This window comes from Pseudoduganella umbonata, from assembly GCF_014192225.1.
GTDB classification, from domain to species: domain Bacteria; phylum Pseudomonadota; class Gammaproteobacteria; order Burkholderiales; family Burkholderiaceae_D; genus Rugamonas; species Rugamonas umbonata.
In genome coordinates this window covers 1,044,780-1,069,577 of record NZ_JACHXS010000001.1, presented here as the reverse complement: position 1 = coordinate 1,069,577, position 24,798 = coordinate 1,044,780, and the positions used below count along the sequence as shown (strand labels likewise).

Below are 24,798 nucleotides of genomic sequence, written 5' to 3'. Positions count from 1 at the left end.
ACGTTCAACCGACCGCGACAGCGCGGCATTCACACATTGGGAGCAGATATGAACATCACGATCCGACAGACACTCGTCCTGGCAGCCTTTGCCGCCGTCGCCGCGCATGCGCAGGCGGCCGACGTCACTGTGCCGATCCATGCCGTCGACGCGTCGGGTACCGGCAAGGCGCTGGGCAGCGTGACGATCTCGGAAACGGCCGGCGGCCTGACCTTCACGCCGGCACTGGCCGGCCTGCCGCCGGGACCGCGCGGCTTCCACGTGCACGCCAAGGGCGACTGCTCGCCGGCCGAGACGGATGGCAAGAAGGTGCCGGCCGGTGCCGCCGGTGGCCACCTGGACCCGCATGACACGAAATCGCACCATGGTCCGGGCAAGGCCGAGAAGGAAGGCCACGCCGGTGACCTGCCGCGCCTGGAAGTGGCGGCCGATGGATCGGCCAGGACGCCGGTGCAGGCACCGCAGCTGAAAACACTGGCGGACGTGAAAGGCCGCGCGCTGATGATCCACGCGGGCGGCGACAATTACGCCGACCAGCCTGCGCTGCTCGGTGGCGGCGGGGCTCGTATCGCGTGCGGCGTAATCGGCGGCTGAGGCGGCTCGCCACCATCGGCTGGAAGCCGGGCTCAGCCCGGCTTTTTTATTGCTTGTCGGCGCTATTAAGGCTGAGCTAAGCTGGGCGATCGCAACCTTCCGGAGCTTGTATGCACCGTTTCGCCAAGCTGCTCGCCGCAGCGTTCCTGGCCTCGTCTTCCGCGTCATTTGCCGCCTGCCCCGATCCGGACGCGCCGGTCGACGAGGCGGCGTTCGTGCCGGTCAATGGCATCGCGCAGTGGGTGACGATCAAGGGCAAGCGGTGCGGCAACCCGGCGGTGCTGTTCATCCATGGCGGTCCCGGCAATCCGCTGAGCCCCTACGCGGACAAGCTGTTCGGTGCGTGGGAAGGGGAGTTCACGCTGGTGCAGTGGGACCAGCGCGGCGCCGGCATGACCTACGGCCGCCAGCCGCCGCCGGAGGAAACGCCGCTGACGATGGAGCAGATGACAGCCGACGGCCTCGCCGTGGCCGAACACGTGACGCGGCAGCTGGGCCAGCCGAAGCTGCTGCTGTGGGGCAGTTCCTGGGGCGCGATGCTGGGCATCAGCATGGCCCACGCGCGCCCGGAAATATTTACCGCCTATGTCGGGAGTGCCCAGGTCGTGGATTACCGGACTACCCAGGCGGCCGGGTATGCGCGGCTGGTGGCGCTGGCGCACGCCGCCGGGGATGCGGAGTCGCTCGGCAAGCTCGAAGCGCTGGGCGCGCCGCCATGGACCAATCCGCGCAGCTTCGGCGTGATGCGCCGCGTGGTGCGCAAGTATGAGGCGCTGGCGACCGACGCGCCGCCGAAGGCCTGGTGGGAGCCGGCACCGCAGTACGCCACGCCAAGAGCGCAAGCCGACTACACGGCGGGCGAAGATTACTCGTTCCTCCATTTCGTCGGCTGGCGCGGCGACGGCATGTTTTCCAGGTTCGACCTCTACCGGATGGGCACGCGCTTCGCCGTGCCGATGTACTTCGTGCACGGCGAGGAGGATCTGCTGGGGCCGATCGAGATTGCGCGGCGCTACTTCGATGCGGTCAAGGCCCCCTCGAAGACTTTCGTGGCCGTGCCGCGCACCGGGCACGATCCGAACGAGGCGATGCTGGCCGCGCAATACCGGCTGTTGCGGCAGGCTTCAGGTCACTAACGGGCGGCGGCATCACCGCAGCTTGCATGCCAGGTCGGCAAACAGTCGCAGCAGGGTACGCACGTAGCCGCGGCTTGGCGTCGGTCTGGTTTCCTGTGCCGGGCATTGCAGCCCGGCAGCGGGCTGGCGGATCGGTTTGTACATGGTTTTCCCCTCTCGTTGTTGGTATCGTTGCGGTATATTGTCGGCCTGCCACCGGGCGTGGACAAACGAGTAAATTTGTGGGGAAGGCCAAGGAAACCTTATGCAGGCAGGGATACCGACCAAGACACTGCGCAGCCTGTCCGGCTTGATCGATTTCGATTGCGCCGCGCGCTGGGGCAGTTTCACGCTGGCGGCCCAGGAACTGCACAAGACCCCGGCGGCGATCAGCCTGCAGGTCAAGCAGCTCGAAGAAGCGGTGGGCTTCGCGCTGTTCGTGCGTCATCCACGGCACATCACATTGACGCCGAAGGGCCAGGAGCTCGCGGTGACGGTGGCGAAGATGCTCAGGGAGTTGCGCACGAAGGTCGAGGCGCTGCGCGGCGGCGACGAGGAAAACGTGGTGCGGATCTCGACCACGCATACGTTCGCGATCAAGTTCCTGGCGCCGCGGCTGGGCCGCTTCACGCTGCGCCATCCGGAGCTGGACATTCGCCTCGACTCGTGCGAACGGCTGGTCGATGTCGAACACGAGGACGTCGACCTGGCAATCCGCCACGGCACCATCATCGATCAGCCGACCGCGCTGTATCACGATCGGATGGTGGCCGTCTATAGCCCGATGCTGCTGGCGTCCGCCGGGCAGGAGCTGACGCTTGCGGACCTGACGCGCTTCCCGCTGCTGTACGACGAATCCACCGATGACTGGATCAGGGTGCTGCGCACGCATGGCGTGCCGGAAGGGCGCTTCGATTTCTCGCGCGGGTTTACCAACCTGGCGGTGACGGCGCAGGCGGCCATCGTCGGCCATGGCATCGCGCTGGTGCCGTATTCGCTGGTTTGCGACGACATCGACCGCGGCGTGCTGCGGCTGATGCGCGGCGCCAGCGTGACGTACCCGGGCGGCTATTACTGGGTACAGGCACCGCGCAAGGCAGTGCTGCCGAAGGTGGTGCGCTTCCGCAGCTGGGTCGAGGAGGAGGTGGCGCAGATGCAGCGCACGCTGCGCGAGCGCATCGGCGACGCCGGGGCGCATGCCGATCACGTGATTTCGTAGGCGGCGTCGGAAGGGGCCGCGGCGCCGATGCTGTGCAGCGCCGGCACGATCGCGTTCTTCAGCCTTGCCAGCAGCGACTTTCTCCCGCATGATTGAAGGAATGACATCGCAATCCTCCACTACCGCGCTGCTGGTCGACAGCAGCGGCAACATCGGCGCCCGCGCGAGCGTTGCCGTATGCGAGGGTGCATGCCTGTCGTTTATCCGCCTGTCGTTCTGCCGCGTCTGCAATCTCTCCATTATTCGAATTAGCAAGGGTCGCTGAGCTGCGGCGTCGCCGGTGCTCGGCGCCCCGTCACGCCGCGCGACCCCGGTCGCCTTCCCTGATCGAATATCTGGAGAAATCATGCATCCACCCGTACCCACGCTGTTACCCCATTCATTGCTTTCACACCGCTACCCGACCGTGCCGGAGATCCGCGCCAGTGCCGGTCGCCTGGCGGGCAGGATCCTGCATACACCCGTATGGCGCTGGCAGACCGGCGTCATCGAAGAATCGTTTGGCGGCACCGGTGACGTCTGGCTGAAGCTGGAGCTGTTCCAGAAGACCGGCACCTTCAAGCTGCGCGGCGCGCTGAACTGTATCGATGCGCTGGACGCGGCCGAGCGTGCCCGCGGGGTGGTTGCCGTGAGCGCCGGCAATCACGCCGTGGCCGTGGCCTACACGGCACGGCTGGCTGGCTGCAGCGCCAAGGTCGTCATGCCGCGCCATGCCAGCCCGGCCCGTATCGCCGCCTGCCGCGACCTCGGTGCCGACGTGATTCTGATGCCGGACGTACACCAGGCGTTCGCATACGGCAGCGACATCGCCCGCGACGAGGGGCGCAGCATGCTGCACCCGTATGAAGGCCCGCTGACCGCGCTGGGTACCGCGACGATCGGCCTGGAACTGATGGAGCAGGTCCCGGGCCTGGATGCGGTCGTGGTGCCGATCGGCGGCGGCGGCCTGTGTGGCGGTATTGCCGCTGCGGTGAAGCAGGTCAATCCAGCGTGCGCCGTGTATGGCGTGGAACCGTTCGGCGCGGACGCGATGTTTCGCAGCTTCCGCTCCGGGCAACAGGAGCGCCTGGAGCGCGTCGACACGGTTGCCGACAGCCTCTGCGCGCCGCAGACGCTGCCCTACAGCCTTGCGCTATGCCGGCACTTCGTCGACGACGTGGTCCGTGTGACGGACGATGAAATCTGCCGCGCGATGCTCGACCTGTTCCGCGATGCCAAGCTGGTGGCGGAGCCGGCGGCGGCGGTCGCCACGGCTGCTCTGATGGGCCCCCTACGCGCGCGCTTGAGCGGCAAGAAGGTGGCCCTGGTGGTTTGCGGCTCGAATATCGATGCCGCCAGCTTTGCCGAGTTGCTTGGGCGCGGGGCACGCGTGCGTGAAGGCGGGCAGGGCGCCGGCGTCGCCGCAGCGGCAGCGCGGGCGTAACAATGAAAAAAGCGCTCCGTGGAGCGCTTTTTCGGCGGGTGCAACCGGATTACTGGATCTTGGCTTTCTTGACCAGTTCGTCACGGTAGGCGGCGATCTTGCGCTGGGTCAGGCCCTGCTCGATCTGGCCCTTCACTTCTTCCATTGCCGGGAACTTGGCGGCGCGCGAACCTTCCAGCCTGATCACGTGGTAGCCGTATTGCGACTGCACGGGTTTCTCGGTGATCTGGCCATCCTTCAGGGCCACCATCGCATCGGAGAACGGCTTGACGAAGTTGGCCGGGCTCGCCCAGTCCAGGTCGCCGCCATTGGCTGCCGAACCGGTGTCTTTCGACTGTTTCGCCAGCTCCTCGAACTTGGCGCCGCCTTTCAGCTTGGCGATGATGTCGGTGGCTTCCTTCTCGGTCGCGACCAGGATGTGACGGGCGTGATATTCCTTGTCGCCGTTGGCGGCTTTTGCCTTGTCGTACTCGGCCTTGATCTCCGCGTCCTTGACCGGGTTCTTCTTGACGTAGTCGGCCAGCATCGCGTTGATGACGATGCTCTGGCGCGTATTCTCCAGGGCCTGCTTGACGTCGGGCTTGTTGCTGTAGCCTTGCTTGTCGGCTTCCTGCACCATCACTTCACGGGCGATCAGGTCTTTCTTGATCGCATCGCGCAGTTGCGGGCTGTCCGGCTGCTTGCTTTGCGCGGAGACCTGCTTGACTACGGCTTCCAGGCGGGACGCCGGGATCGCCTTGCCATTCACGGTGGCCACGTTCTGGGCGAACGCGGGCGCGGCGGCGATGGCGATCAGTGCTGTCAACAGGCGGGCTGGCTTCAAAATCATGTCACGTCCTATAAAAAAACTGGAGTTTGCCCCCCGCAATGGAGGGCCGTTTCAAACGGATGCCGGCGCCGCGACAGGGCGCCATCGGGGCAATTTACTGGATCTTGGCTTTCTTGACCAGCTCTTCCTGGTAAGCCTGCAGCTTGCGCTGGGTGAGCGCCTCTTCGATCTGCGGCTTCACTTCGTCGAGCGTCGGCAGCTTGGCCTGGCGCACGTCGTCGACCTTGATCACGTGGAAACCGTTTGGCGTCTGCACCGGTTTTTCCGTGACCTGGCCCTTTTGCAGGCTGACGAACGCTTTCGAGAAGACTTCCGGGAACGCGGAAGGCGTTGCCCAGTCCAGGTCGCCGCCGTTATTGGCGCTGCCGGTATCCTTCGACTGCTTGGCCAGGTCTTCGAACTTGGCGCCGCCCTTCAGCTTGGCGATGATGTCGTTGGCGGCTGCCTCGGTGTCGACCAGGATATGGCGCACATGGTATTCCTTGTCGCCCGTTTCCTTGACGAAGCGGTCGTACTCGGCCTTTACGTCGGTGTCCTTGACAGGGTTTTTCTTGACGTAGTCGGCAACCATCGCCTGCACGACGAGTGCCTGGCGGGCATTTTCCATCTGCTGTTTCACGTCGGCGCTTTTCGCGTAACCCTGCTTTTCAGCTTCCTGCATCAGTACTTCGCGGCTGACGAGGTCTTTCTTGACCAGTTCGCGCAACTCAGGCGAATCCTTCTGCTGGCCCTGGGCCACCACCTGCTTGACGATCGCATCGGCGCGCGCGGTGGGGATGCCCTTGCCGTTGACGACGGCGATGTTCTGTGCAAAAGCGGGAGCCGAGGCAACGGCGATCGATGCAACCAGAATACGGACTGCTGGCTTGAGAGTCATTATTATTTCCTACGGGGAAAAGTTCTTGTCAATCGCGGGAGGAGAAGGGACTTAACGCAAAGAGCAATTCATTCCTACCAAACCGCACATTCAAATTTCCGACGGTGCCACTGCAGTAATGGCCAATGCATGGATTTCCTTATGCATCATATCGTGCACGGCATCATACACCAGCCGATGACGCGTGACGAGGTTCAGGCCCGCGAATTTCACTGAGGTGATCCTTAAGCGGTAATGGCCTCCGCCCGAGGCCGCACCGGCATGGCCGGCATGCAGCGCTGATTCATCCTCGAGCTCAATCTCGGCCGGGCCGAGATTGGCCAGCAGCCTGTCGCGGATCTTATCGAGACGTGGATCGTTCATGCTTCATCCTTGATATGTTTGGACAGGTAAAAGCCTTGCGCGATGAAGAACACCAGCATCAGGCCGGTGACACCGAATGCCTTGAAGCTGACCCACGCGCCGGTATCGGATTTGAACAGCACGAATGCCACGAACAGGTTCAACAGGCCCAGCACGATCCAGAACATGATCCATGCGGCATTCAGGCGCTGCCAGACTTCATCCGGCAAAGCGATCTGCTTTTCCATTGCCATGCGAATCAGATTCTTGGCGAAGAAGCGCGAAGCAATGACCATCGCGATCGCAAAGCTCCAGTAGATAATGGTGGGCTTCCACTTGATGAAGTTATCGTCGTGGAAATAAATCGTGAGACCGCCGAAGAAAACGAACACGACCATCGACACCCACAGCGCGCCATCGACTTTACGGCCGCGCGCCAGCAGGTAAGCGATCTGCAGCGCGGTGGCCACGATACCCGTGATCGTGGCCAGGATGATGGGCGCCTGGCTGGCGGTGATCGCACCGCCGGAAATAATGCCGGACAGGTTGCCGTTAATAAGGCTCTGCGCTGCCTCCTCGTTGCTGCCGGCCCATTTATAACTGCCGAAGAAAACCAGTAACGGGAAGATATCAAACAGGAATTTCATCATGGTGATCAGACGTCCGAAGTAAAACGGAGCGCCGCGGAATTGATGCAGTAACGCAGGCCGGTGGGCGGCGGACCGTCCGGGAATACATGGCCCAGGTGCGCATCGCAGACGGCGCAAATGATTTCGGTGCGCAGCATACCATGGGAACGGTCGACTTTCTCAACGACATTTTCCGGATCGAGTGCTTCGAAATAACTTGGCCAGCCACAGCCGGATTCGAATTTCGCGTCCGAACGGAACAGCGGTGTATTGCAGCAGACGCAGGTATATATGCCGGGCTCGTGGTGATCCCAATACTTGCCGGTAAACGCCCGTTCGGTTGCGGCATGCCGGGTAACCTGGTACTGGGTCGCATCCAGTTGGGCGCGCCATTCGGTGTCCGTTTTCACTACTTTCTTCGTTTGATCGCTCATGTTTTCAGTATGTTAATGGTTCAGGATGAGCAGCTGACTTCCAGGCCCGCCGCCCAGTCGGGTGGCAACGCCGCGTAATGTTCATGCTCCGGTTGCTCGTCGAATGGCCGTTCCAGCACGGACAGCAGCCGCTCGACTTCCGAGAAATCCTTGTGCTGGGCCTTGTCGATAGCCGCCTGGGCCAGGTAATTGCGCAGGACGTATTTGGGGTTGACGCCATTCATCGCCGCCTGCCGTGCCGCGTCGACACTGTTTTCGGCGCGCAGGCGCTCGCGGTATTTGTTGGCCCAGGCATCGAACCCGGCGCGGTCGATGAAGAGGTCGCGCAGTGGTTCGTCGCCGTCGGTCGAGCCGGAACGCACGCCGGAAAGTCGCCGGAAGAACAAGGTGAAGTCGGCGTGATTTGCCTGCAGCAGGCCAAACATCTCGTCCAGCAGCGCCCGGTCGCCGTCGCGGTTTTCCTGGAGCCCCAGTTTGGCGTGCAGCAGTTCGTCGACCGTCGCGCCGAACACGCCCTGGTAGACGTCCAGCGCTTCCTGCGTCTGTTCGACCGAACCGATCAGCGGCACCAGTGCCTGTGCCAGTGCATAGCAGTTCCAATGGCCGATCTGCGGTTGCATCGCATAGGAATAGCGGCCGCCCTGGTCGGTATGGTTGCAGATGTGCTGGGCATTGAATGCTTCCATGAAGCCGAATGGACCGTAATCGAGGGTTTGGCCGAGGATCGACATATTGTCGGTATTCATCACGCCATGCATGAAGCCGACGGACTGCCACTGCGCGATCAGGCGCGCGGTGCGGCGGGTGACTTCCTCGAGGAGGGCTGCGTACGGATTTTCCTCGTTGCGCAGATCCGGATAGAAACGTTCGATCACGTAATCGGCAAGGATGCGAAGCCGCGTTTCGTCATTGCGGTAGAACCAGTGTTCGAACGAGCCGAAGCGCACGAAGGTCGGTGCCATCCGCACCACCACGGCTGCCGTTTCGATCGTTTCGCGGATCACGCCCTGGTCCGAGCCGACCACGGACAGCGCACGCGTGGTGGGAATGCCCAGCGCATGCATCGCCTCGGAACACAGAAATTCGCGGATCGACGAGCGCAGCACGGCGCGTCCGTCGCCCATCCGCGAATAAGGGGTCAGGCCGGCGCCTTTCCATTGCAGTTCGATCGGGCCGGTATCGGTCGGCACGTCGCCGAGCAGGATCGCCCGGCCGTCGCCAAGCTGGCCGGCCCATACGCCGAACTGGTGGCCGGAATAGACGGCCGACAGCGGCTCCGCGCGGTCCGGCACGCGGTTGCCGGCCAGGACGTCGAGGCCATCGGCAACCAGCGCGGCGGGATCGGCGCCGATCAGCCGCGCTGCACTGGCGCTGATGGCGACAGGGTACGGTGCCGGCAGCGGGGTGGGCATCAGCCGCGTGTAGAACTCGGCCGGCAGCGTGGCAAAGGAGTTCTCCAGGGGTAGGGTAAGGGAAGCGATGGCGGTTCCTGACTGGCGAGGTGGGTATTACGGCGGATTTTACCCCAGCCCGGAAAAACGGGCGGACGCGGCACGGGCAAAAATAGCACGGTCGGACCTTTGCGGGTATAGTGCCCGGACCCGTTCAACAGAAGAGGAACCGAGACATGAGTGCGGAATATGCCCTGCACGGCACCGTGGCCGTCATCACGTTCAACAACCCGCCCGTCAACGGGCTCGGTCTGGCGACGCGCACCACGGCCGTCGACGGCATCCGCCGGGCCCAGGATGACCCGGACGTGACAGCGATCGTCATCACCGGCGCCGGCAAGGCGTTTTCCGGCGGCGCCGATATTCGCGAGTTCAATTCGCCGAAGGCGCTCACGGAACCCACGCTGCACACGCTGATCCGCACGGCCGAGGAATCGGTGAAACCTGTCGTGGCGGCGATCCACAGCGTGTGCATGGGGGGCGGGCTGGAACTGGCGCTGGGTTGCCACTACCGTGTGGCGCTGCCCGGCGCCCAGGTGGCCCTGCCGGAGGTGAAGCTCGGTCTGTTGCCCGGGGCCGGCGGTACGCAGCGGCTGCCACGTGTGCTGGGCCTGGAGGCGGCGCTGAACATGATCGTATCCGGCAATCCGGTGCTGTCGGAGAAGCTGCCGGCGCTGTTCGATGAAGTCCTTGCGCCGAACGCCGACCTGGTGGCGTCGGCGGTGGCGTTCGCGGAGCGGGTCGCTGGGGTGCGGCCCCTGCCGAAGGTGCGCGACCGGCAGGCCGGGCATCCCGATGCCAATGCCTTCCTCGCCGCCGCGCGTGCCCGCGTCGCGGCAGCCGCCGGGCCTTTCCCGGCACCGCTCGAATGCGTCGAAACCGTCGCGGCAGCGGTCACGATGCCGTTCGAGCAGGGGCTGGCATTCGAGCGCGAACGTTTCATGCACTTGATCCACACGCCGGAATCCCGCGCACTGCGGCATGCGTTCTTTGCGGAGCGCGAAGCGGCGAAGATTCCGGGCGTGCCGGCCGATACGCCTAGGCGGCCGATCGAGCGGGCGGCCGTGATCGGCGCCGGGACGATGGGTGCCGGCATCGCGATGGCCTTGGTCAACGCCGGTATTCCCGTGACGCTGCTCGAGTCGTCGTCGCAAGCGCTGGACAAAGGCATGACGGCGATCCGTGCTCAGTATGAGAGTGCTGTCGGCAAGGGCAAGTTGACGCCCGAGTTGCTGGTGCAGCGCATGGCGCTGGTCACGGGCACGCTGCATTACCGGGACGTCGCCACGGCCGACATCGTCATCGAAGCAGTCTTTGAAGACCTGGCGGTCAAGGAAGCCGTGTTCCGGCAACTGGATGGCGTGATGAAGCCCGGTGCGATCCTTGCCACGAATACGTCGACGCTGGACGTGGACCGGATCGCAGCCGCGACGAGCCGGCCGCAGGATGTGATCGGCACGCACTTCTTCAGCCCCGCCCACGTGATGAAACTACTGGAAATCGTGCGTGGCCGTGCTACCGGCAGCGACGTGCTGGCGACCGTGCTGGCGCTGGCGAAGAAGCTGAAAAAGACCGGCGTGGTATCCGGCGTGTGCGACGGCTTCATCGGCAACCGGATGATTGAACAGTATGTGCGGCAGGCCGGCTTCCTGCTGGAGGAGGGCTGCACGCCGTCCCAGGTGGATGGTGCCCTCGAACGGTTCGGTTTCGCGATGGGACCATTCCGGATGAGCGACCTGGCCGGCAACGATATCGGCTGGGCGATCCGCAAGCGCCGTGCCGCGGGGCAGCCCGGCATGACATATTCGAAAGTGGCCGACCGGCTTTGCGAACTGGGCCGGTTTGGTCAGAAATCGGGCGGCGGCTGGTACGACTACCGGCCCGGGGAACGCACGCCGCATCCGAGCACCGAGGTCGATGCCCTGATCCTGGCCCGCGCGCAGGAGCTCGGCATTGAGCGGCGTGCGATCGGCGACCAGGAAATCGTCGAGCGCCTCGTATATGCGCTGGTTAACGAGGGGGCACGAATCCTGGAGGAAGGGATCGCATTGCGTGCGTCCGACATCGACATGGTGTACCTGACCGGCTACGGCTTTCCGCTATTTCGTGGCGGACCGATGTTCCATGCCGATACGGTGGGCCTGCGCAATGTGCTGGCGGCGATCGAGGGCTTTGCCGCGGGCCGCCATGGCGAAGCCTGGCAGGCCGCACCGCTGCTGGCGCGGCTGGCCGCCGAGGGCAAGAGCTTCAACGGCGGCTGATCGCGCCTGTCAGCCTATCCGCTTGCGCATCCGCGCCAGCGGTACCCTGATGCCGCCGGGGAGATCGATTTCGAACTCCTCGACCGTCTCATAGCCCACCGAACGGTATAACGGTACGCCTGGCAGCGTGGCCGCCATTTCCAGCGTGGCGAAGCCGGCGCGGGCCGCCTCGGCTTCGCAATGCCTGATCAGCGTGGTTCCCAATCCCTTTCGCGCCTCGCACGGTTCGACGAAAAACGCCCGGATGCGGCCGGCCTGCGTGGCGGGATCGAGCAGCGGATCCGCCGCGGACTTCGTGCGGTCGGCGCCGAACAGCGTGGCGCGGCGGCTCCAGCCACCACAGGCCAGGAGCTTGCCATCGCGCTCGATGACGAAGTACGTGGCGTCCCGGATCAGTTGGGTGTCGACGCCGAACACATGCTGCGTTATCGCTTGCGCCTGATCCTCGGTATAAAAGCCCCTGCTGAGCAAAAAAACCGATCGGGCGATCAGCGCCTCGAGCGCGGCGATGTCGTCCGGCATGGCAGCGCGCAGCATGGCGGTCATCGGCGATTGGGCGTGAGGATCGTAGGCAGTGCTTTCGGCAGCGTTTCAGGATAGTCGCGCGAGAAGTGCAGGCCGCGGCTCTCGCGACGCTGCAGGGCGCTGTTCACGATCAGGGCGGCAACGTCGACCAGGTTGCGCAGCTCCAGCAAATCGGCGGTGATGCGGAAGTTGCGGTAATACTCGTCGATCTCTTCCTTCAGCAGCGCAATGCGATGCTGCGCGCGTTCCAGTCGCTTGGTGGTGCGCACGATGCCGACGTAGTTCCACATCGAGCGGCGCAGCTCATCCCAATTGTGGGCGATGACCACTTCCTCGTCGGCATCGGTGACGCGGCTTTCGTCCCAGTCCGGCAGGTACGGCGTGCCGTTCTTTTCCTTCGACAGGATGTCCTGCGCGCACGCACGACCGATGACGACGCATTCGAGCAGCGAGTTGCTGGCCAGGCGATTGGCGCCGTGCAGCCCCGTGTAGGCGGTCTCGCCGACTGCATACAGGCCGGGAAGGTCGGTGCGGCCCAGCATGTCCGTTACCACGCCGCCGCAAGTGTAGTGGGCCGCCGGCACCACGGGGATCGGTTCCTTCGTGATGTCGATGCCCAGTTCGAGACAGCGTGCGTAGATGGTCGGGAAGTGCTCGATCAGGAAATCCGCGGGCTTGTGGCTGATGTCCAGGTGAACATAGTCCAGGCCGCGCTTCTTGATTTCGAAGTCGATCGCGCGTGCCACCACGTCGCGCGGGGCAAGCTCCGCGCGAGGATCGTGGGCAAGCATGAAGCGCTGGCCGGCAGCCGCACCTGCCTCGGGCGGCAGTTTCAGCAGGCCGCCTTCGCCGCGCATCGCTTCCGTAATCAGGAACGATTTCGCATACGGGTGGTACAGGCAGGTCGGGTGAAACTGGATGAACTCCATGTTCGCCACCCGGCAGCCGGCGCGCCAGGCCATGGCGATGCCGTCGCCGCTTGCCGTGTCCGGATTCGTCGTATACAGATACACCTTGCCGGCGCCGCCCGTGCACATCACGGTATGTTCCGCGGCCACGGTGTGGACTTCGCCATTGCGTACATCCTGCACGTAGAGGCCATGGCATTTCGGTTGTGCGTTGCGGTTTGCCGGACGGGGACCCAGCTTGTCGGACGTGATCAGGTCGATTGCGCAGTGATGCTCGAACAGGCTGATGTTCGGGTGGGCGCGGACCTTCTCTTCCAGTGTGACCTGCACCGCGTGGCCGGTGGCATCGGCGGCGTGAATGATGCGACGCTGGCTGTGCCCGCCCTCACGCGTCAGGTGGAAACCCAGTTCTGCCGTGTTATCGCGGGTGAACGGGACGCCCTGTGCAATCAGCCATTCAATCGCTTCGCGGCCATGTTCGACGATGTAGCGGGTGGCACCTTCGTCGCACAGGCCGGCGCCTGCGACCAGCGTATCGTCGATATGTTCGGCGTGGCTGTCGCCCGAATCGAGCACGGCGGCGATGCCTCCCTGGGCCCAGTTGCTGGCCCCATCCAGCAGTTCGCGCTTGGAGATGATGGCAACCCGGCGTGTTTCGGCCAGGTGCAGGGCGACCGACAGGCCGGCCAGCCCGCTACCAACAATGGCTACGTCAAATTTCATGGTGAGAAAGGTATTTTTCGCGGAAAAGACTATGACTATAGACCATTTGCAAACACGCGTCATGCCTGGGGCTGTTTTGCGCGGTCTCAACGTTCGTATCGCAAGGGCCCGGCATCATTGCTGAGCCATCCGCAGCGTGATGGCGGTTGCGCCCACCGGACGGGCGAGGGAGCTTCCTACTGTGATCCGGATCTTCAATCATTACGTATCGCGCACCGGTTTTATTCTGCTGCTGTTTGAAATCCTGATCCTGCATGCGGCCGCCAGCGCGACAGCGCTGTTGTGGAGTGGCGCACCGCGCGGCACCGCCGATGCGTACTTGACAGGCAGTTTGTTCGCGCTCGTGAACGTGTTTGCGATGAGTACCCTGGGGTTGTACCAGCAGCAGTTGCGCGAGGACCTGCGCGGTTCGTTCGGGCGCATTCCGCCGGCGTTCCTGGTCGGCTTCGTGCTGATGTCCGCATTGATGGAGGTGACGCCTGCTGTCGATCTGGGCCACGCGGCAAGCCTCGCTTTCGTGCTGGGTGGCGCTTGCGTGCTGATGACGCGAGTGCTCCTGTTCACGTCGGCGCAGTCCGATATCCTGGTGGAGCGCCTGATACTGATCGGTGCGGGAGCACTCGCACGCGAGTGCCTCGAGTTGGCGGCCATGCGCGACGGGCCACGAAGATTCGAGGTCGTCGGTTGTGTGCCGATGCCGGACGAAGAACGGTGCGTGCCGGTCGCCAAGGTGCTGGAGCCTGGCGAATCGTTGCTGACGCTGGCGCGACGGCATGGCGCGAACGAGCTGGTCATTTCAGTCGGCGATCGCCGCAACGGTGCTTACCCATTGCGGGAGCTGCTGGATTGTGCACTGGGTGGCGTGCGGGTCACCGATGCAGCCGCGTTCTTCGAGCGCGAGGCCAGCCAGATCCGCGTCGATTCGCTGCAGCCCAGCTACCTGATTCACGGTGGCGGTTTCGACCAGAGTTTCTTGCGTGCCCTCGTCAAGCGTTCTTTCGACCTGGTTGCCAGTGCTGCGATTTGCGCCGCCACGCTGCCGGTCATGTTGGTGGCCGCATTGTGCATCGTACTCGAAGATGGTGGGCCGGTGATCTTTCGGCAGGACAGGGTCGGCAAGCATGGCCGCGTGTTTCAGGTGCTGAAGTTTCGCAGCATGGGCACAGATGCCGAGCGTGATGGCAAGCCCCGATGGGCCTGCGCCGGCGATCCGCGTGTAACCCGGGTCGGTTACTGGCTGCGCAAGCTCCGCATCGACGAGTTGCCGCAGATGTTCAATGTTTTTCGCGGTGAGATGAGTTTCGTCGGGCCGCGCCCGGAGCGATCCTATTTCGTTGAACAGCTGGGACGCGAGATCGCTTATTACGATGTGCGCCACAGTATCAAGCCGGGCATCACCGGATTGGCTCAGGTGCGCTATCAATACGGCGCTTCCGTCGAGGACGCCGTCCGCAAGCTGCAGTACGACCTGTACTACGTAAAGAACAACAGTCTGTTCCTCGATCTGCTGATTCTGATCGATACGGTGCAGGTCGTGTTGTCAGGCAAAGGCGCGCGGTGATGGAGGGGGCCGCGCTGGTTGCCTCGGCCAGCCATGGCATCGGCGCCGTCGCATTCGCCGCGTTCTCGTTGCTGCTTTTGCTCGGCCGCCGGGTCCAGGGGCAACACCGTCTTCTGCTTACGGCATGCGCATTGACCGCGACGTGGTCCGCGGCAACCGCCCTGCACGACTATTTCGTCCTGGGAGTGGCCGTCGCGCAGGTGGCACGCGTGCTGGAGACGTTTCGGACTGCTGCGTGGCTCGTGTTCCTGATGTTGTTGCTGCAACCCTCGGGCTTGCCGGCAAAGCGTTTGCTCGCGGTGGTGGCGTTGTTATCAATGACCCAGCTGGCTACTGGCGAATTGGCGCCGGTGACGATCGTGCTCGGCTACAACGCGTCGCAACCGGCCGACCCGGCTCTTATCGCCACAATCGCTTCGAGCTTGCTGCTTGCCGTCGTGGGGATCCTCCTTGTCGAACAGTTGTACCGCTGTACGCCCACGCGAGAGCGGTGGGGGATCAAGTTCGCCTGCCTGGCCTTCGGTACGCTGTTCGCCTACGACTTTTACCTGTACAGCGACGCATTGCTGTTCCGGCGGGTCGAGCCACACCTATGGGCTGGGCGTGGAGTGGTGGACGCATTATGTGTGCCGCTGCTTGCAATCACCGCTGCCCGCAATCCGGGCTGGAAGCTGGAACTGTTCATATCACGCAAGATGATGTTGCGTTCCGCGGGCCTGCTGGCATGCGCCGTCTACCTTATGGCGATGGCGGCGGGTGGCTGGTATCTGCGCAGCGTGGGTGGCGCGTGGGGCCCTGTGATGCAATTGATTTGCCTGTGCGGCGCCGGATTGATACTGGCCGGCGTGTTGTTCTCCGGCGCAGCGCGGGCGAGATTGCGAGTGTTCATCAGCAAGCATTTTTACCAGGGACATTTCGATTACCGCAATGAATGGTGTCGTTTTACGCAGGTGCTGTCCGAGGTTGGCCCGTCACCGGGGGAGCGCGCGATCCAGGCGGTCGCGGCGCTTGTGGAAAGCCCGGCCGGAGCGCTGTGGATCAGGCGTAACGGTGCCTTTGAGCCTGCCGCTAGCTGGAACGTGCCGGCCCAGCTCGCAACGGAAACCACTGGCAGCGCGTTCTGCCGACTTTTGGAAGGACGACAGTGGATCGTCGTGGCGGGACATCTGCTGCGCCATGCCGAGGCACCGTATCCGGCCTGGCTGCACGGCATTCCCGGCTTGTGGCTGGTGGTGCCTCTGATGTTGCACGGCCAACTGTTTGGCTTCATCGCGCTGACCGGCCCACGTACGCCGGTTGCGTTGAACTGGGAAGTGTTCGACGTCCTGAGGCTGGCCGGCAGCCAGGCTGCGAGCTGCCTGGCGCATGGCGAGTTGGCCGAGCGGCTCTCCGTGGCGCGTCAATTCGAATCGTTCAACCGGATGACGACATTCGTCGTCCATGACCTGAAGAATTTGCTCTCTCAGCATTCGCTGTTGCTGGCAAACGCCCAGCGTCATAAGGACAACCCCGCGTTCCAAAAGGACATGCTGGCAACGCTCGAACATTCGGTTCAGAAAATGACGGCGATGTTGCATCGGCTGTCGCGCGGCGATCATGCCGCCGAACGTTCGCCGCATGCGCTGGCTGATGTGCTGCGGCGAGCTATCTCCGGGTACGCAACTGCGCAGCCGTGTCCGACCCTCGACATCACCGATCTCACGCTGTTTGCTCTCGTCGATGGGCAGCGGCTCGAGCGCACGGTCGCGCATCTGCTGCAAAACGCCATGGAAGCGACACCGCCGGATGGCCACATCACGGTGAGCCTGCGGCGCCTGGACGAATCTGCCGTCATCGAAGTGCGTGACACCGGTGCCGGCATGAGTGAAGCGTTCATGCGTGAACGCCTGTTCCGGCCTTTTGAAACCACCAAACCGGCCGGGATGGGTATCGGTGTGTATGAGAGTCGGGAGTACATCCGCGAACTGGGAGGGCGATTCGATGTCGACAGCCGGCCAGGGTTCGGCAGCACGTTCCGGATCGTGCTGCCGCTGGAGCTGGCGGCGGAAAAAGTGCCGGCAATGGCCTGACGTGGCCCAACGTGGCCTGAGGAGACTGGGAAATGCCAAAGCGGAAATTATTGGTCGTCGAAGATGACACAGGACTGCAAAGGCAACTGCGCTGGAGCCTCGACGATTTTGACGTAGTTGCCGCGGGCGACCGGGAGACGGCGTTGACGCTCCTACGCCGACACCAGCCGGCTGTGGTGACGATGGATCTTGGACTGCCTCCCGACGCGGACGGGGCCAGCGAAGGCTTGGCGCTCTTGCAGCAGATCTTGACGATAGCACCCGACACGAAAGTCATAGTGCTGTCAGGGAACCGTGATCGTACGAACGTATTGAAGGCAATCGCAATGGGAGCCTACGACTTCCACCAGAAGCCACTTGAGGCTGAGTTGCTCAGACTGGTTATCGAACGGGCATATTTTCTCCACGCAGTGCAGCAGGACCAACGCCGGATCCTGCAGATCGAAGCAGATTCGCCTTTGGCCGGTATCATCAGCCGCGATCCGGGCATGTTGAAGGTATGCCGGAACGTGGAGAAGGTTGCACCGTCTTCGGCGACCGTGCTGTTGCTGGGGGCGTCGGGAAGCGGCAAGGAATTGATTGCGCGAGGGTTACACCGGCTGTCGCCCCGCAATGACAAGCGATTCGTGGCGATCAATTGCGCGGCGATTCCCGAACATCTGCTGGAAAGCGAGCTGTTCGGGTTTGAGAAAGGTGCGTTCACCGGGGCGGTCCGGCAAACACCAGGCAAGATCGAGCTTGCTCAGGGGGGCACGTTCTTCCTCGACGAAATCGGCGACATGGCAATGGCATTGCAGGGCAAGCTGCTGCGCTTCCTTCAGGAGCGCGTGATCGAACGCGTCGGCGGTCGGAGCGAAATTCCCATCGACGTTCGCATTGTTTGCGCTACCCATCGTAACCTGAAGGGCTTGGTGAACGAGGGCACTTTTCGGGAGGATCTGTTTTATCGCCTAAGTGAAATCGTGCTCGTCATTCCATCGCTGCGCGAACGGATGGGCGATGCCGTACTACTGGCGCAGCACTTCAAGAACCGCTTTTGTGCGACCGAGGGTCGGGCCACGATGCACTTCTGCCCGGATGCGCTGATAGCCATTGAAGCCTACAGTTGGCCCGGCAACGTGCGCGAAATGGAAAACTGTATCAAGCGCGCTGTGATCATGGCGGAAGGCACTCAGATTAGTACGTCCGACTTGGGTTTGCCCGATGCTCCTGTTGCCGATGAAAGCATCGACTTGAGAACGGCGCGTAACGCCGCCGAATACAGGGTCATGGTGAAGGCGCTGGCACGCTCTGGAGGGAACATCGCCAAAGCAGCCGAAATGCTTGGCGTGAGCCGCCCCACGTTGTATGACCTGATGGCTCACCATGGAATCAAGTGAGCCGTAATCAGGCGATACACGGATGATGCAGCCGTCCGGCAGCGAGTGCGCTGCAAGCTGGTGGCTAACCGGCAGGTCCAGGCAACGACTGGGCAAAGACGAGAGCTGACGTCAGGATGAAGCAGGTAGCAGGCGTCGCGCGCGATCGAGACTGTTTACGTCCAGGGCGATGGGAGTCCGATCAGTCTTTCCACTGGCCGGCAGCAACCAGCTTGTTTTTGAGGCCTGGCAACGGAATGCCAAGCTCATATGCCCGTTTTGCCGCTTGGCGAGCCTTGTCGAAGTTTTTTCGACGCAGGTGAAGGAGGCCAAGATTATACTGATTCGTGGCATTGTTGGGCTCCAGCCTGGCCGCTTCTTGCAGTTGCGTTAGCGCGGCTTCCTCTTGACCGAGTACCAGCAGGTAACCACCGAAGATTGCGCGGACCCTGGAATCGTCAGGTCTGAATCGGATCGCGCGGTCGAAATAGCATTCGATTGAATACTTTGCACCCTTGGGGCGCGACGACTTTTCACGCACCGCCAACCGGGCCATCGCCGTCAGCGCGCGATGGTGATTGGCGAAGTGATCGAGCGTATAACCGATATCGTCGACGAGATAGCCGGACTGGCCACGTTCGAGCCGCTCGACCTGCGGCGTGAAGTGAAAACGTTCGACGACATCGAGTTTTTGACGGTCCTCGGCATTGGTGTAGTCGCCGCCGCTGACTGTATTGTTGAAGGCAGGGCAATCGGCGGCGGCACGTGCAAGCCCATGCAGCAGTACGAGCGCCAGGATCAGCGGTGGCCGGAATGGCATAAGGACTCCCTCTTTCGCGCGTGTTCCAGCGCATCGGTGTTGAAACGTAACTGCGGAACGGACGCCGCACTGAATGAGAAGTGGAGGTACGGCGCCTGGGTGGCAAACATGCACTGCCAACGCCCGATCGCCAGGAATGTCGCGCTGCCGAGCCGCACTGCGCCAAGCCTTGAATGCGAGCGGAGCGAGTCGGGATTGAAGGCGGAGATCCGGCTGCAAGTCCAGCGTACTCCACGGGCATGCAAGCGAAGGTGGGCTTCCTCCCACAGCCTTGAGAACGTAGGACCAAGGCGCAAATGGGGTTGTACGAATACATCGTAGTCCCATGCCGAATGCGGAGAGGTCAGGCAGTAACGGACGCGCACTTCGTCTTCGCGATAGGCTCCGAACTGATACCACAGGAAGCCTGCGAGCTCGTTGCCGCGCCAGGCTGCAAGGCTGTGACCACCCTGGCGGAAACGTTCTGCTATGACATCGCGCGGTCGCGGATATCCCCATGGGATTTCGCCGGGAACCGAAAGCGTATGGACCTTGATCGCCCGGCCCCATCCGGCACGTGCAGGGTTCGCGGCGACGCGCTGCGCGACGAAGTAGTAGCGATGCACGCGCAATGGGGTTCTTCTCGCCAAGCGCGCTGCGCCATACATAAAGGCGTTGAACCAGCCCAGTTCCGTGATGCATTTGAGGAAGCGATTTTTCATCGCTTCATTTAACCTCCGGCCGGACAGTCCTCCCTTGTGGCGACTCAACATTACGGCTGACTGGCGGCATGCGGGGAACCACGGTCGGCACAGGCGCCGGCGCCAAGGCTAGTTGTTGACCCACCACGGTGCGGGTGACCATGATGGCGACCATCAGGTAATAGGGAACGTCCCAGTAAAGCAGGCTGAGGAATGCGCCGCCGACGGCGAAGCCGATCAGGCTGGCCTGAATCATTGCCGCCAGCGAGGTGGCCCATTGCAGGTCCGGATGTCCCCGCCCGTGGCGCACGATCCAGGCCGCGTAACGCCAGGTCAGGAATCCTAGGATGAGGTACAGGGCGAGGCCAAGGAATCCATGCTCGCCCAAGACCTGGAAGTAGATGCTATGTGCCGCGTGCACACCCGATGGATCCGGCGCGTACATCGCGAATGTAACAGGTTCGTACATGGAGAAGCCACCGCCGAAGAAGCGATCGCATGCCAGATTGAATGCCATATGCCATGCGTTGATGCGACCCATGGCGGAACCATCGGCCTGATACTCGGCAATCGTGTCCATCCGCGCGCCCCACTGGTCGGGCATGAACACCAGTGCGAGTGGTACAAGCAAGATCAGCAGGGCAGCGCCGACCAGCTTGTGCCGGCTCTTCTTCCACATGAAGATAAGCATTGCAACGATTGCCAGGACGCCGCCGCGCGAATAGCTGCCCAACGCTGCGAGTGCGCATAACCCCATCGAGACCAGCATCAGATGGCGCATCCACCGTTTTGGCAGTTCCTGCATCAGGTAGTACATCAGCGGGATCGTCATGATCAGGGCGAGCGCCAAGGCATTATTGTCCCCGATGAAGGTTCCCAGTGGGCCCCAGACGCGCTGATTGCCTCCGCTGCGGACCGTGAAAATCCCGCCCTTGACGCCGTAGTAACCCAACGAAATGACCAGTACCCAGATCAGGTGGCGGACGTGTTCGCGCTTCCTGATGACCATCATCACGACAAATGTCATCAGCATGATCTTCATGACCTTGTTCCATTGAGCCCAAGCCGCACTGGGGATGATGGCAAACAGCGTTGTGATGTTCATCCAGATGACGAATCCGATCAGCGTGACGGTAATCGGCGTCATCGGCAGCGGGTTCTTTTCCCGCGATTTCAGCAGACTGAGAATGGTAACGCCTGCGATCAGTTGCGCGAACGGGAACGTGGTGGCGAAGCCCCAGCCTTGTGTGTGGGGATTCATGACGCTGATCCAAACCCACATGAGACCACCGATGACGGGGCGCTGCAGGGCAAATGGGAGACCGCCGAGGACCAGCAAAGTAACGAGAATATCGCGCATGGCTTCCTTCTTGACGGGGCTCAACGAAAGCAATAGGCCCGCCAGTACACTGGTGCAGCCCGGCAGTCCATCATACGTTGCAGAAGGAGCGCACTTGTTGACCGTTCTCATGGCAACCTTCAACGGCGTTTCCACGCTGCCCAAGGTTCTCGAAGCCTATTGCAGGTTGATCGCACCCCCCACCGGATGGCGCATGATCATCGCTGACAACGGCAGCACTGATGGCACGCGCCTGCTGATCGAGCACTATGCGAGCCGGCTGCCGCTCCAGTATGTTTTCGAGCCACGGCGCGGCAAGAACGTCGCACTCAACTCTGCCCTCGGCTTGGCCCTCGATGGAGTCGGTGGCGACGGGCTGTTTGTTTTTACCGACGACGACGCAACGCCAGAGCCGGACTGGCTGCAACAGCTTGCGGAAGCAGCACGGAGACAAACGGACTACGCTATTTTCGCGGGCGTCATCGTGGCTGATTGGGGAATGCCGGTACCAGCCTGGATCAAGCGATTGGTGCCGCTTGGCCTGACGTTCGGCATTACACCCCCGGACGTCGCGGAAGGACCGGTCTTTCCAGGTCTTGTCTGGGGCGCCAACATGGCCATCCGGCGCCAGCTGTTCGACAACGGTCTACGCTTCGATGAGTCGATCGGTCCCGCTGCAGGTGCCTACGCGATGGGCAGCGAAACCCAGTTGACGCGCCGGCTCGGCGACGCCGGCCACCAGGCCTGGTTCTGCCGCGGCGCAAGAGTGGCGCACTTCATCCGGCCGAACCAGATGACGCCAGGCTGGGTACTCGAGCGGGCCAGGCGTTTCGGCCGCGGCAAGTATCGCCAGGAATGTCCTGGAAGATTCCCGGAATGGTTTGGCGTGCCGCGATGGATGTTCAGCCGCTATGTGATTGAACTGTTCAGCCTGGTGTCCGCTCGCGTGCGGCGCGACTCCGACGGCATTTTTCTGCACCGGTGGGAATTGGCTTACCTGCGCGGCTACGTGCACGAAGCTTGGCGCGGCTCCCCGCCGCCAAGCACGGGCAAGATTCTGATCACCAGCTATTCTGGCGAATTGGGCGGTATGGAGCTGCGCATGGCGCAGGAGGCGCAATTCTTGCGCGCAGGAGGATTCGACGGCGTCTTGGGGATTCGGCCATTTCCCCGCAGCGATATCTGGGCGAATGACTTACGTGAGCGGCGTCTGCCTGTAGTGCGGTTTGCACCGCCACCCGTGCTGGAACAATGGCGGTGGCGGCGCTTGAACAAGGTCCGTGCCCTGTTGGGAAGTGTGCGCGTATTGCGCCGTTTCCGGGCCGATCTGGTACACGTGGCATTTTGCTGGAACACCTATGGAGCGACAGCGTTGTGGCTAGCGGGCCGCTGCGGACTGCCGACGGTCATCAGTGTTCATAATACGTTTCCCCTCTGCGAGTTCGGACGCTGGCATCACCCGCTATTGCAGGAGGCTTTCGCGGCTGTTCGCGGCATCTACGGCGCCACCGAATCGGCGCTGCAGCACTTCCTGGCTTTGTACCGGCCATACCTGAGGCAGGACATTCGCTTGGCCGTAATTCCCAACTGTGTCGATACCGCACGCTTTCGGCCATCCTTTGAATTGCGCGCGGCGACCCGGCTGCATTGGGGCGTGCCGCTCGACGCAATGGTGATCGGTGCCGTCGCGCGTCTGTCGCCGCAAAAACGGCCCGAGGCACTGTTGGCGCTGCTGTGCACATTGCGCGAGGATTTTCCAACATTGCATCTGGTGCTGGCAGGTACTGGCCCGCTGGAGGACGAGGTGCGCAAACTTGCCATTGCGCTTGGCGTGGCACCTTTCGTGATCTTTACCGGTTATCAGGATCACATCGAGAAGATCATGCCTGCACTGGACGTGCACCTGCTTCTCAGCCGCCGCGAGGGTTTTGGTATCGCGACAATAGAGGCGATGGCGTGCGGTGTCCCGGCGGTTGCCACCGCCGTGCCCGGCAATACAGATGTCCTTTCAGGCAGCGAAGGCGGCGTGCTCGTACCCCTCGATGACGATCATGAGGTGGCTCGAGTCGTGGCTGGCCTGCTTGCGGATCCAGACCGCCGTGCAAGCATGGGTGTACAGGGCAGGGCAGAGGCTATTCGCCGCTTCAGCACGGTTCGCGTCCAGGCCTTGGTACAGGAATTCTATGACGGTCTGCTTTAGCAAGGCCTCGGCCCGACGGTCGCTCCTCGTGTCTTTTGGCGAGCGATACACGCTGCTGCTGTTCGGTGTCGCCGGCACCATGATCATTGCGCGGATCCTGCCGCCTTCAGAAATCGGAATCTTTTCAATCGGCGCCGTGCTGGTCGGGCTGGCACAGGTATTGCGCGACTTCGGGGTCGGCCAGTACGTGGTTGCTTCCAAGACGCTGACGCCGGACCAGTTGCGTGCCGTGCTGGGCGTGTCCGTTTGTTCAGCCTGGACGCTTGCAGGGCTGGTCGCGCTCCTCAGCGGGATGACGGCGGACTTTTACGACGAGCCGCGCCTGCGGGACGTCATGCGCCTGCTCGCGCTCAACTTCGTCCTGCTACCGTTCACCGCGCTGACGTTGTCCTATCTGCGCAGGCAACTACGTGTTTCCGGGATCTACATCATCAACACGACCCACAGTCTTGTGCAATTGGTCAGTACCGTCTGGCTGGCCGCCTGCGGCTATGGTTGCCTCAGTCTCGCCTGGGGAACCGTTGCCGCGGCGGTGGCCGGGCTATTGGTAAGCTTGCCATTGCGTCCGGCTGACCTCCCCTGGCGGCCGTCCTTGCAGGGCGCACGTGCTGTCATCGGTTTCGGCTTTTATGCGACTGGAGGCAACCTCGTCGACGAAGCCGGTGTTGCAGCGCCCGATCTGATCATCGGTAAATTGCTGGACGCCGAAGCGGTAGCGACCTTTGGCAAGGCGCAGGCCTTGCTTAACTTGTTCAGCCAGGCCGTCACAAGCGCTGTGTCACCGGTAATCCTGCCCATGTTTGCACGGCAAGCGCGCGATGGACAAGACTTCCGCACGAGCTACCTGTTGACGGTCAGCTGCATGACCGCTGTCGCCTGGCCGTTTTTTGCACTGCTTGGTACGCTCGCGCTGCCGACTGTCAATTTTGTGTACGGCCCCCAATGGGATGGAGCGGCGCCGTTGATACGCATCATGTGTTGCTCATCCGCGCTATATAGCATGTTCATCATGGCTCGGTATTTGTTCATTGCCACAGGGCACGTGCGCGAACAGGCTCGTCTTGACACGCTTTCCGTCGCGTTCCGGGTCGCGCTGCTGTTGCCAGCCGCCTTGTTCGGGCTCTATTGGGTAGCACTGGCAGTGGCCGGAAGCGTCGTGATCCGGAGCTGGCTCACGTGGGGTTATCTGTCGAGGTTGGCTGAGATCAACGCTGCGGACCTGCTGCGTGCGGTACGCCAAAGTGCCGCGTTGACGTTACTCACGACGCTGGCGCCGATTGGCGCTTTATTCATGATGAAGTCCGGTCCGGTCCAGCTGATGGTTGCTTCCATCTGTGCCGTATCGCTGTGGCTTGTGGGCGTTGTCATCTTTCGGCATCCGCTTGCGGAGGAGCTGGAACTTGCGTGGCGCAAGGTAGCCCGTCGAAATGCAACTTAAAAG

Annotated in this window: 24 protein-coding genes; 11 read left to right on the top strand and 13 right to left on the bottom strand. The window is 62.6% G+C overall.

Annotated elements, in window-relative coordinates:
* Positions 1-48 precede the first annotated feature (48 nt).
* Both sodC and FHS02_RS04420 read left to right on the top strand, forming a co-directional pair.
* A complete protein-coding gene (gene sodC / locus FHS02_RS04425; protein ID WP_137312982.1) occupies positions 49-594 on the top strand; it encodes a superoxide dismutase family protein in 546 nt (181 codons plus the stop codon).
* Between the two features lie 110 nt (positions 595-704).
* The gene (locus tag FHS02_RS04420) at positions 705-1,730 is read left to right on the top strand and encodes an alpha/beta fold hydrolase (protein WP_175424733.1); all 1,026 of its coding nucleotides are present in this window, start codon (positions 705-707) and stop codon (positions 1,728-1,730) included.
* A gap of 12 nt (positions 1,731-1,742) precedes the next feature.
* On the opposite strand, the gene FHS02_RS31810 is transcribed toward FHS02_RS04420, so the two are convergent.
* Positions 1,743-1,874: a hypothetical protein gene (locus FHS02_RS31810; protein ID WP_259772482.1), complete on the bottom strand. Its 132-nt coding sequence runs from the start codon at positions 1,872-1,874 to the stop codon at positions 1,743-1,745.
* Positions 1,875-1,974: 100 nt separating this feature from the next.
* Between FHS02_RS31810 and FHS02_RS04415 the strand changes: the two genes are divergently transcribed.
* Positions 1,975-2,928, top strand: coding sequence for a LysR substrate-binding domain-containing protein (locus tag FHS02_RS04415; protein WP_137312981.1), 954 nt, complete (start codon positions 1,975-1,977; stop codon positions 2,926-2,928).
* Here the strand turns inward: FHS02_RS04415 and FHS02_RS31805 are convergent.
* Positions 2,913-3,035 carry a hypothetical protein gene (locus FHS02_RS31805; RefSeq protein WP_259772481.1) on the bottom strand — a complete coding sequence of 41 codons (123 nt, stop codon included), beginning with the start codon at positions 3,033-3,035 and terminating at the stop codon, positions 2,913-2,915. The two genes, FHS02_RS04415 and FHS02_RS31805, sit on opposite strands and share 16 nt — an antisense overlap.
* Here FHS02_RS31805 and FHS02_RS04410 point away from each other — a divergent pair.
* Together FHS02_RS04410 and FHS02_RS04405 are read left to right on the top strand one after the other, a co-directional pair.
* On the top strand, positions 3,029-3,193 hold the full coding sequence (locus FHS02_RS04410; RefSeq protein WP_175424732.1) for a hypothetical protein: 165 nt from the start codon (positions 3,029-3,031) through the stop codon (positions 3,191-3,193). The genes FHS02_RS31805 and FHS02_RS04410 overlap by 7 nt on opposite strands.
* An 81-nt stretch (positions 3,194-3,274) precedes the next feature.
* Complete coding sequence (locus FHS02_RS04405; RefSeq protein ID WP_137312980.1) at positions 3,275-4,351, top strand: threonine ammonia-lyase; 1,077 nt, start codon at positions 3,275-3,277, stop codon at positions 4,349-4,351.
* Positions 4,352-4,400: 49 nt separating this feature from the next.
* Here FHS02_RS04405 and FHS02_RS04400 read toward each other — a convergent pair whose 3' ends face one another.
* The 6 genes from FHS02_RS04400 to FHS02_RS04375 form a co-directional block, all read right to left on the bottom strand.
* A complete protein-coding gene (locus FHS02_RS04400; RefSeq protein WP_137312979.1) occupies positions 4,401-5,180 on the bottom strand; it encodes a peptidylprolyl isomerase in 780 nt (259 codons plus the stop codon).
* A 94-nt stretch (positions 5,181-5,274) separates the two neighbouring features.
* Entirely contained in the window at positions 5,275-6,057 is a 783-nt protein-coding gene (locus FHS02_RS04395; RefSeq protein ID WP_137312978.1) for a peptidylprolyl isomerase, read from the bottom strand.
* A 90-nt stretch (positions 6,058-6,147) separates the two neighbouring features.
* A complete protein-coding gene (locus FHS02_RS04390) occupies positions 6,148-6,420 on the bottom strand; it encodes a BolA family protein (RefSeq protein ID WP_137312977.1) in 273 nt (90 codons plus the stop codon).
* On the bottom strand, positions 6,417-7,046 hold the full coding sequence (locus FHS02_RS04385; protein WP_137317298.1) for a septation protein A: 630 nt from the start codon (positions 7,044-7,046) through the stop codon (positions 6,417-6,419). Before FHS02_RS04385 ends, FHS02_RS04390 begins: the two co-directional genes overlap by 4 nt.
* Before the next feature lie 8 nt (positions 7,047-7,054).
* Entirely contained in the window at positions 7,055-7,462 is a 408-nt protein-coding gene (gene msrB / locus FHS02_RS04380; RefSeq protein WP_137312976.1) for a peptide-methionine (R)-S-oxide reductase MsrB, read from the bottom strand.
* Positions 7,463-7,482: 20 nt separating this feature from the next.
* Positions 7,483-8,874 (bottom strand): protein adenylyltransferase SelO, encoded by a 1,392-nt coding sequence (locus tag FHS02_RS04375; protein ID WP_229422544.1) that lies wholly within the window; start codon positions 8,872-8,874, stop codon positions 7,483-7,485.
* Between the two features lie 215 nt (positions 8,875-9,089).
* On the opposite strand from FHS02_RS04375, the gene FHS02_RS04370 reads away from it, so the two are divergent.
* A complete protein-coding gene (locus tag FHS02_RS04370) occupies positions 9,090-11,174 on the top strand; it encodes a 3-hydroxyacyl-CoA dehydrogenase NAD-binding domain-containing protein (protein ID WP_137312974.1) in 2,085 nt (694 codons plus the stop codon).
* A 9-nt stretch (positions 11,175-11,183) separates the two neighbouring features.
* On the opposite strand, the gene FHS02_RS04365 is transcribed toward FHS02_RS04370, so the two are convergent.
* Together FHS02_RS04365 and nadB are read right to left on the bottom strand one after the other, a co-directional pair.
* Complete coding sequence (locus FHS02_RS04365; protein WP_137312973.1) at positions 11,184-11,720, bottom strand: GNAT family N-acetyltransferase; 537 nt, start codon at positions 11,718-11,720, stop codon at positions 11,184-11,186.
* Positions 11,717-13,330, bottom strand: a complete 1,614-nt coding sequence (gene nadB, locus FHS02_RS04360) for an L-aspartate oxidase (RefSeq protein WP_137312972.1) — start codon at positions 13,328-13,330, stop codon at positions 11,717-11,719. Before nadB ends, FHS02_RS04365 begins: the two co-directional genes overlap by 4 nt.
* A gap of 181 nt (positions 13,331-13,511) precedes the next feature.
* Here nadB and FHS02_RS04355 point away from each other — a divergent pair, with 181 nt between their 5' ends.
* From FHS02_RS04355 to prsR, 3 genes are read left to right on the top strand one after another with little or no spacing between them, the layout of a single operon-like run.
* Entirely contained in the window at positions 13,512-14,891 is a 1,380-nt protein-coding gene (locus tag FHS02_RS04355) for a TIGR03013 family XrtA/PEP-CTERM system glycosyltransferase (RefSeq protein WP_137312971.1), read from the top strand.
* A complete protein-coding gene (gene prsK, locus FHS02_RS04350; RefSeq protein WP_137312970.1) occupies positions 14,891-16,960 on the top strand; it encodes an XrtA/PEP-CTERM system histidine kinase PrsK in 2,070 nt (689 codons plus the stop codon). The genes FHS02_RS04355 and prsK overlap by 1 nt, the downstream gene beginning before the upstream one ends.
* A 32-nt stretch (positions 16,961-16,992) precedes the next feature.
* Complete coding sequence (prsR, locus tag FHS02_RS04345) at positions 16,993-18,339, top strand: PEP-CTERM-box response regulator transcription factor (protein WP_137312969.1); 1,347 nt, start codon at positions 16,993-16,995, stop codon at positions 18,337-18,339.
* Between the two features lie 181 nt (positions 18,340-18,520).
* Here prsR and FHS02_RS04340 read toward each other — a convergent pair whose 3' ends face one another.
* From FHS02_RS04340 to FHS02_RS04330, 3 genes are read right to left on the bottom strand one after another with little or no spacing between them, the layout of a single operon-like run.
* A complete protein-coding gene (locus FHS02_RS04340) occupies positions 18,521-19,138 on the bottom strand; it encodes a tetratricopeptide repeat protein (protein WP_137312968.1) in 618 nt (205 codons plus the stop codon).
* Positions 19,117-19,839: a GNAT family N-acetyltransferase gene (locus tag FHS02_RS04335; RefSeq protein WP_137312967.1), complete on the bottom strand. Its 723-nt coding sequence runs from the start codon at positions 19,837-19,839 to the stop codon at positions 19,117-19,119. Before FHS02_RS04335 ends, FHS02_RS04340 begins: the two co-directional genes overlap by 22 nt.
* A gap of 4 nt (positions 19,840-19,843) precedes the next feature.
* On the bottom strand, positions 19,844-21,178 hold the full coding sequence (locus FHS02_RS04330; protein WP_137317297.1) for a putative O-glycosylation ligase, exosortase A system-associated: 1,335 nt from the start codon (positions 21,176-21,178) through the stop codon (positions 19,844-19,846).
* Positions 21,179-21,272: 94 nt separating this feature from the next.
* Here FHS02_RS04330 and FHS02_RS04325 point away from each other — a divergent pair, with 94 nt between their 5' ends.
* Both FHS02_RS04325 and FHS02_RS04320 read left to right on the top strand, forming a co-directional pair.
* Positions 21,273-23,357 carry a glycosyltransferase gene (locus FHS02_RS04325; RefSeq protein WP_229422542.1) on the top strand — a complete coding sequence of 695 codons (2,085 nt, stop codon included), beginning with the start codon at positions 21,273-21,275 and terminating at the stop codon, positions 23,355-23,357.
* Positions 23,341-24,795, top strand: a complete 1,455-nt coding sequence (locus tag FHS02_RS04320) for a lipopolysaccharide biosynthesis protein (protein WP_137312966.1) — start codon at positions 23,341-23,343, stop codon at positions 24,793-24,795. Before FHS02_RS04325 ends, FHS02_RS04320 begins: the two co-directional genes overlap by 17 nt.
* The last annotated feature ends 3 nt before the right edge of the window (positions 24,796-24,798 follow it).

What these genes read in the sequence shown, in the direction of transcription:
- msrB (WP_137312976.1), bottom strand. Translation starts at nt 7,462, where the DNA reads ATGAGCGATCAAACGAAGAAAGTAGTGAAAACGGACACCGAATGGCGC.
- FHS02_RS04335 (WP_137312967.1), bottom strand. Translation starts at nt 19,839, where the DNA reads ATGAAAAATCGCTTCCTCAAATGCATCACGGAACTGGGCTGGTTCAAC.
- FHS02_RS04420 (WP_175424733.1), top strand. Translation starts at nt 705, where the DNA reads ATGCACCGTTTCGCCAAGCTGCTCGCCGCAGCGTTCCTGGCCTCGTCT.
- nadB (WP_137312972.1), bottom strand. Translation starts at nt 13,330, where the DNA reads ATGAAATTTGACGTAGCCATTGTTGGTAGCGGGCTGGCCGGCCTGTCG.
- FHS02_RS31810 (WP_259772482.1), bottom strand. Translation starts at nt 1,874, where the DNA reads ATGTACAAACCGATCCGCCAGCCCGCTGCCGGGCTGCAATGCCCGGCA.
- prsK (WP_137312970.1), top strand. Translation starts at nt 14,891, where the DNA reads ATGGAGGGGGCCGCGCTGGTTGCCTCGGCCAGCCATGGCATCGGCGCC.
- FHS02_RS04375 (WP_229422544.1), bottom strand. Translation starts at nt 8,874, where the DNA reads ATGCCCACCCCGCTGCCGGCACCGTACCCTGTCGCCATCAGCGCCAGT.
- FHS02_RS04330 (WP_137317297.1), bottom strand. Translation starts at nt 21,178, where the DNA reads ATGCGCGATATTCTCGTTACTTTGCTGGTCCTCGGCGGTCTCCCATTT.
- sodC (WP_137312982.1), top strand. Translation starts at nt 49, where the DNA reads ATGAACATCACGATCCGACAGACACTCGTCCTGGCAGCCTTTGCCGCC.
- FHS02_RS04365 (WP_137312973.1), bottom strand. Translation starts at nt 11,720, where the DNA reads ATGACCGCCATGCTGCGCGCTGCCATGCCGGACGACATCGCCGCGCTC.
- FHS02_RS31805 (WP_259772481.1), bottom strand. Translation starts at nt 3,035, where the DNA reads ATGTCATTCCTTCAATCATGCGGGAGAAAGTCGCTGCTGGCAAGGCTG.
- FHS02_RS04410 (WP_175424732.1), top strand. Translation starts at nt 3,029, where the DNA reads ATGACATCGCAATCCTCCACTACCGCGCTGCTGGTCGACAGCAGCGGC.
- FHS02_RS04415 (WP_137312981.1), top strand. Translation starts at nt 1,975, where the DNA reads ATGCAGGCAGGGATACCGACCAAGACACTGCGCAGCCTGTCCGGCTTG.
- FHS02_RS04390 (WP_137312977.1), bottom strand. Translation starts at nt 6,420, where the DNA reads ATGAACGATCCACGTCTCGATAAGATCCGCGACAGGCTGCTGGCCAAT.
- FHS02_RS04370 (WP_137312974.1), top strand. Translation starts at nt 9,090, where the DNA reads ATGAGTGCGGAATATGCCCTGCACGGCACCGTGGCCGTCATCACGTTC.
- FHS02_RS04340 (WP_137312968.1), bottom strand. Translation starts at nt 19,138, where the DNA reads ATGCCATTCCGGCCACCGCTGATCCTGGCGCTCGTACTGCTGCATGGG.
- FHS02_RS04320 (WP_137312966.1), top strand. Translation starts at nt 23,341, where the DNA reads ATGACGGTCTGCTTTAGCAAGGCCTCGGCCCGACGGTCGCTCCTCGTG.
- FHS02_RS04385 (WP_137317298.1), bottom strand. Translation starts at nt 7,046, where the DNA reads ATGAAATTCCTGTTTGATATCTTCCCGTTACTGGTTTTCTTCGGCAGT.
- FHS02_RS04395 (WP_137312978.1), bottom strand. Translation starts at nt 6,057, where the DNA reads ATGACTCTCAAGCCAGCAGTCCGTATTCTGGTTGCATCGATCGCCGTT.
- prsR (WP_137312969.1), top strand. Translation starts at nt 16,993, where the DNA reads ATGCCAAAGCGGAAATTATTGGTCGTCGAAGATGACACAGGACTGCAA.
- FHS02_RS04405 (WP_137312980.1), top strand. Translation starts at nt 3,275, where the DNA reads ATGCATCCACCCGTACCCACGCTGTTACCCCATTCATTGCTTTCACAC.
- FHS02_RS04400 (WP_137312979.1), bottom strand. Translation starts at nt 5,180, where the DNA reads ATGATTTTGAAGCCAGCCCGCCTGTTGACAGCACTGATCGCCATCGCC.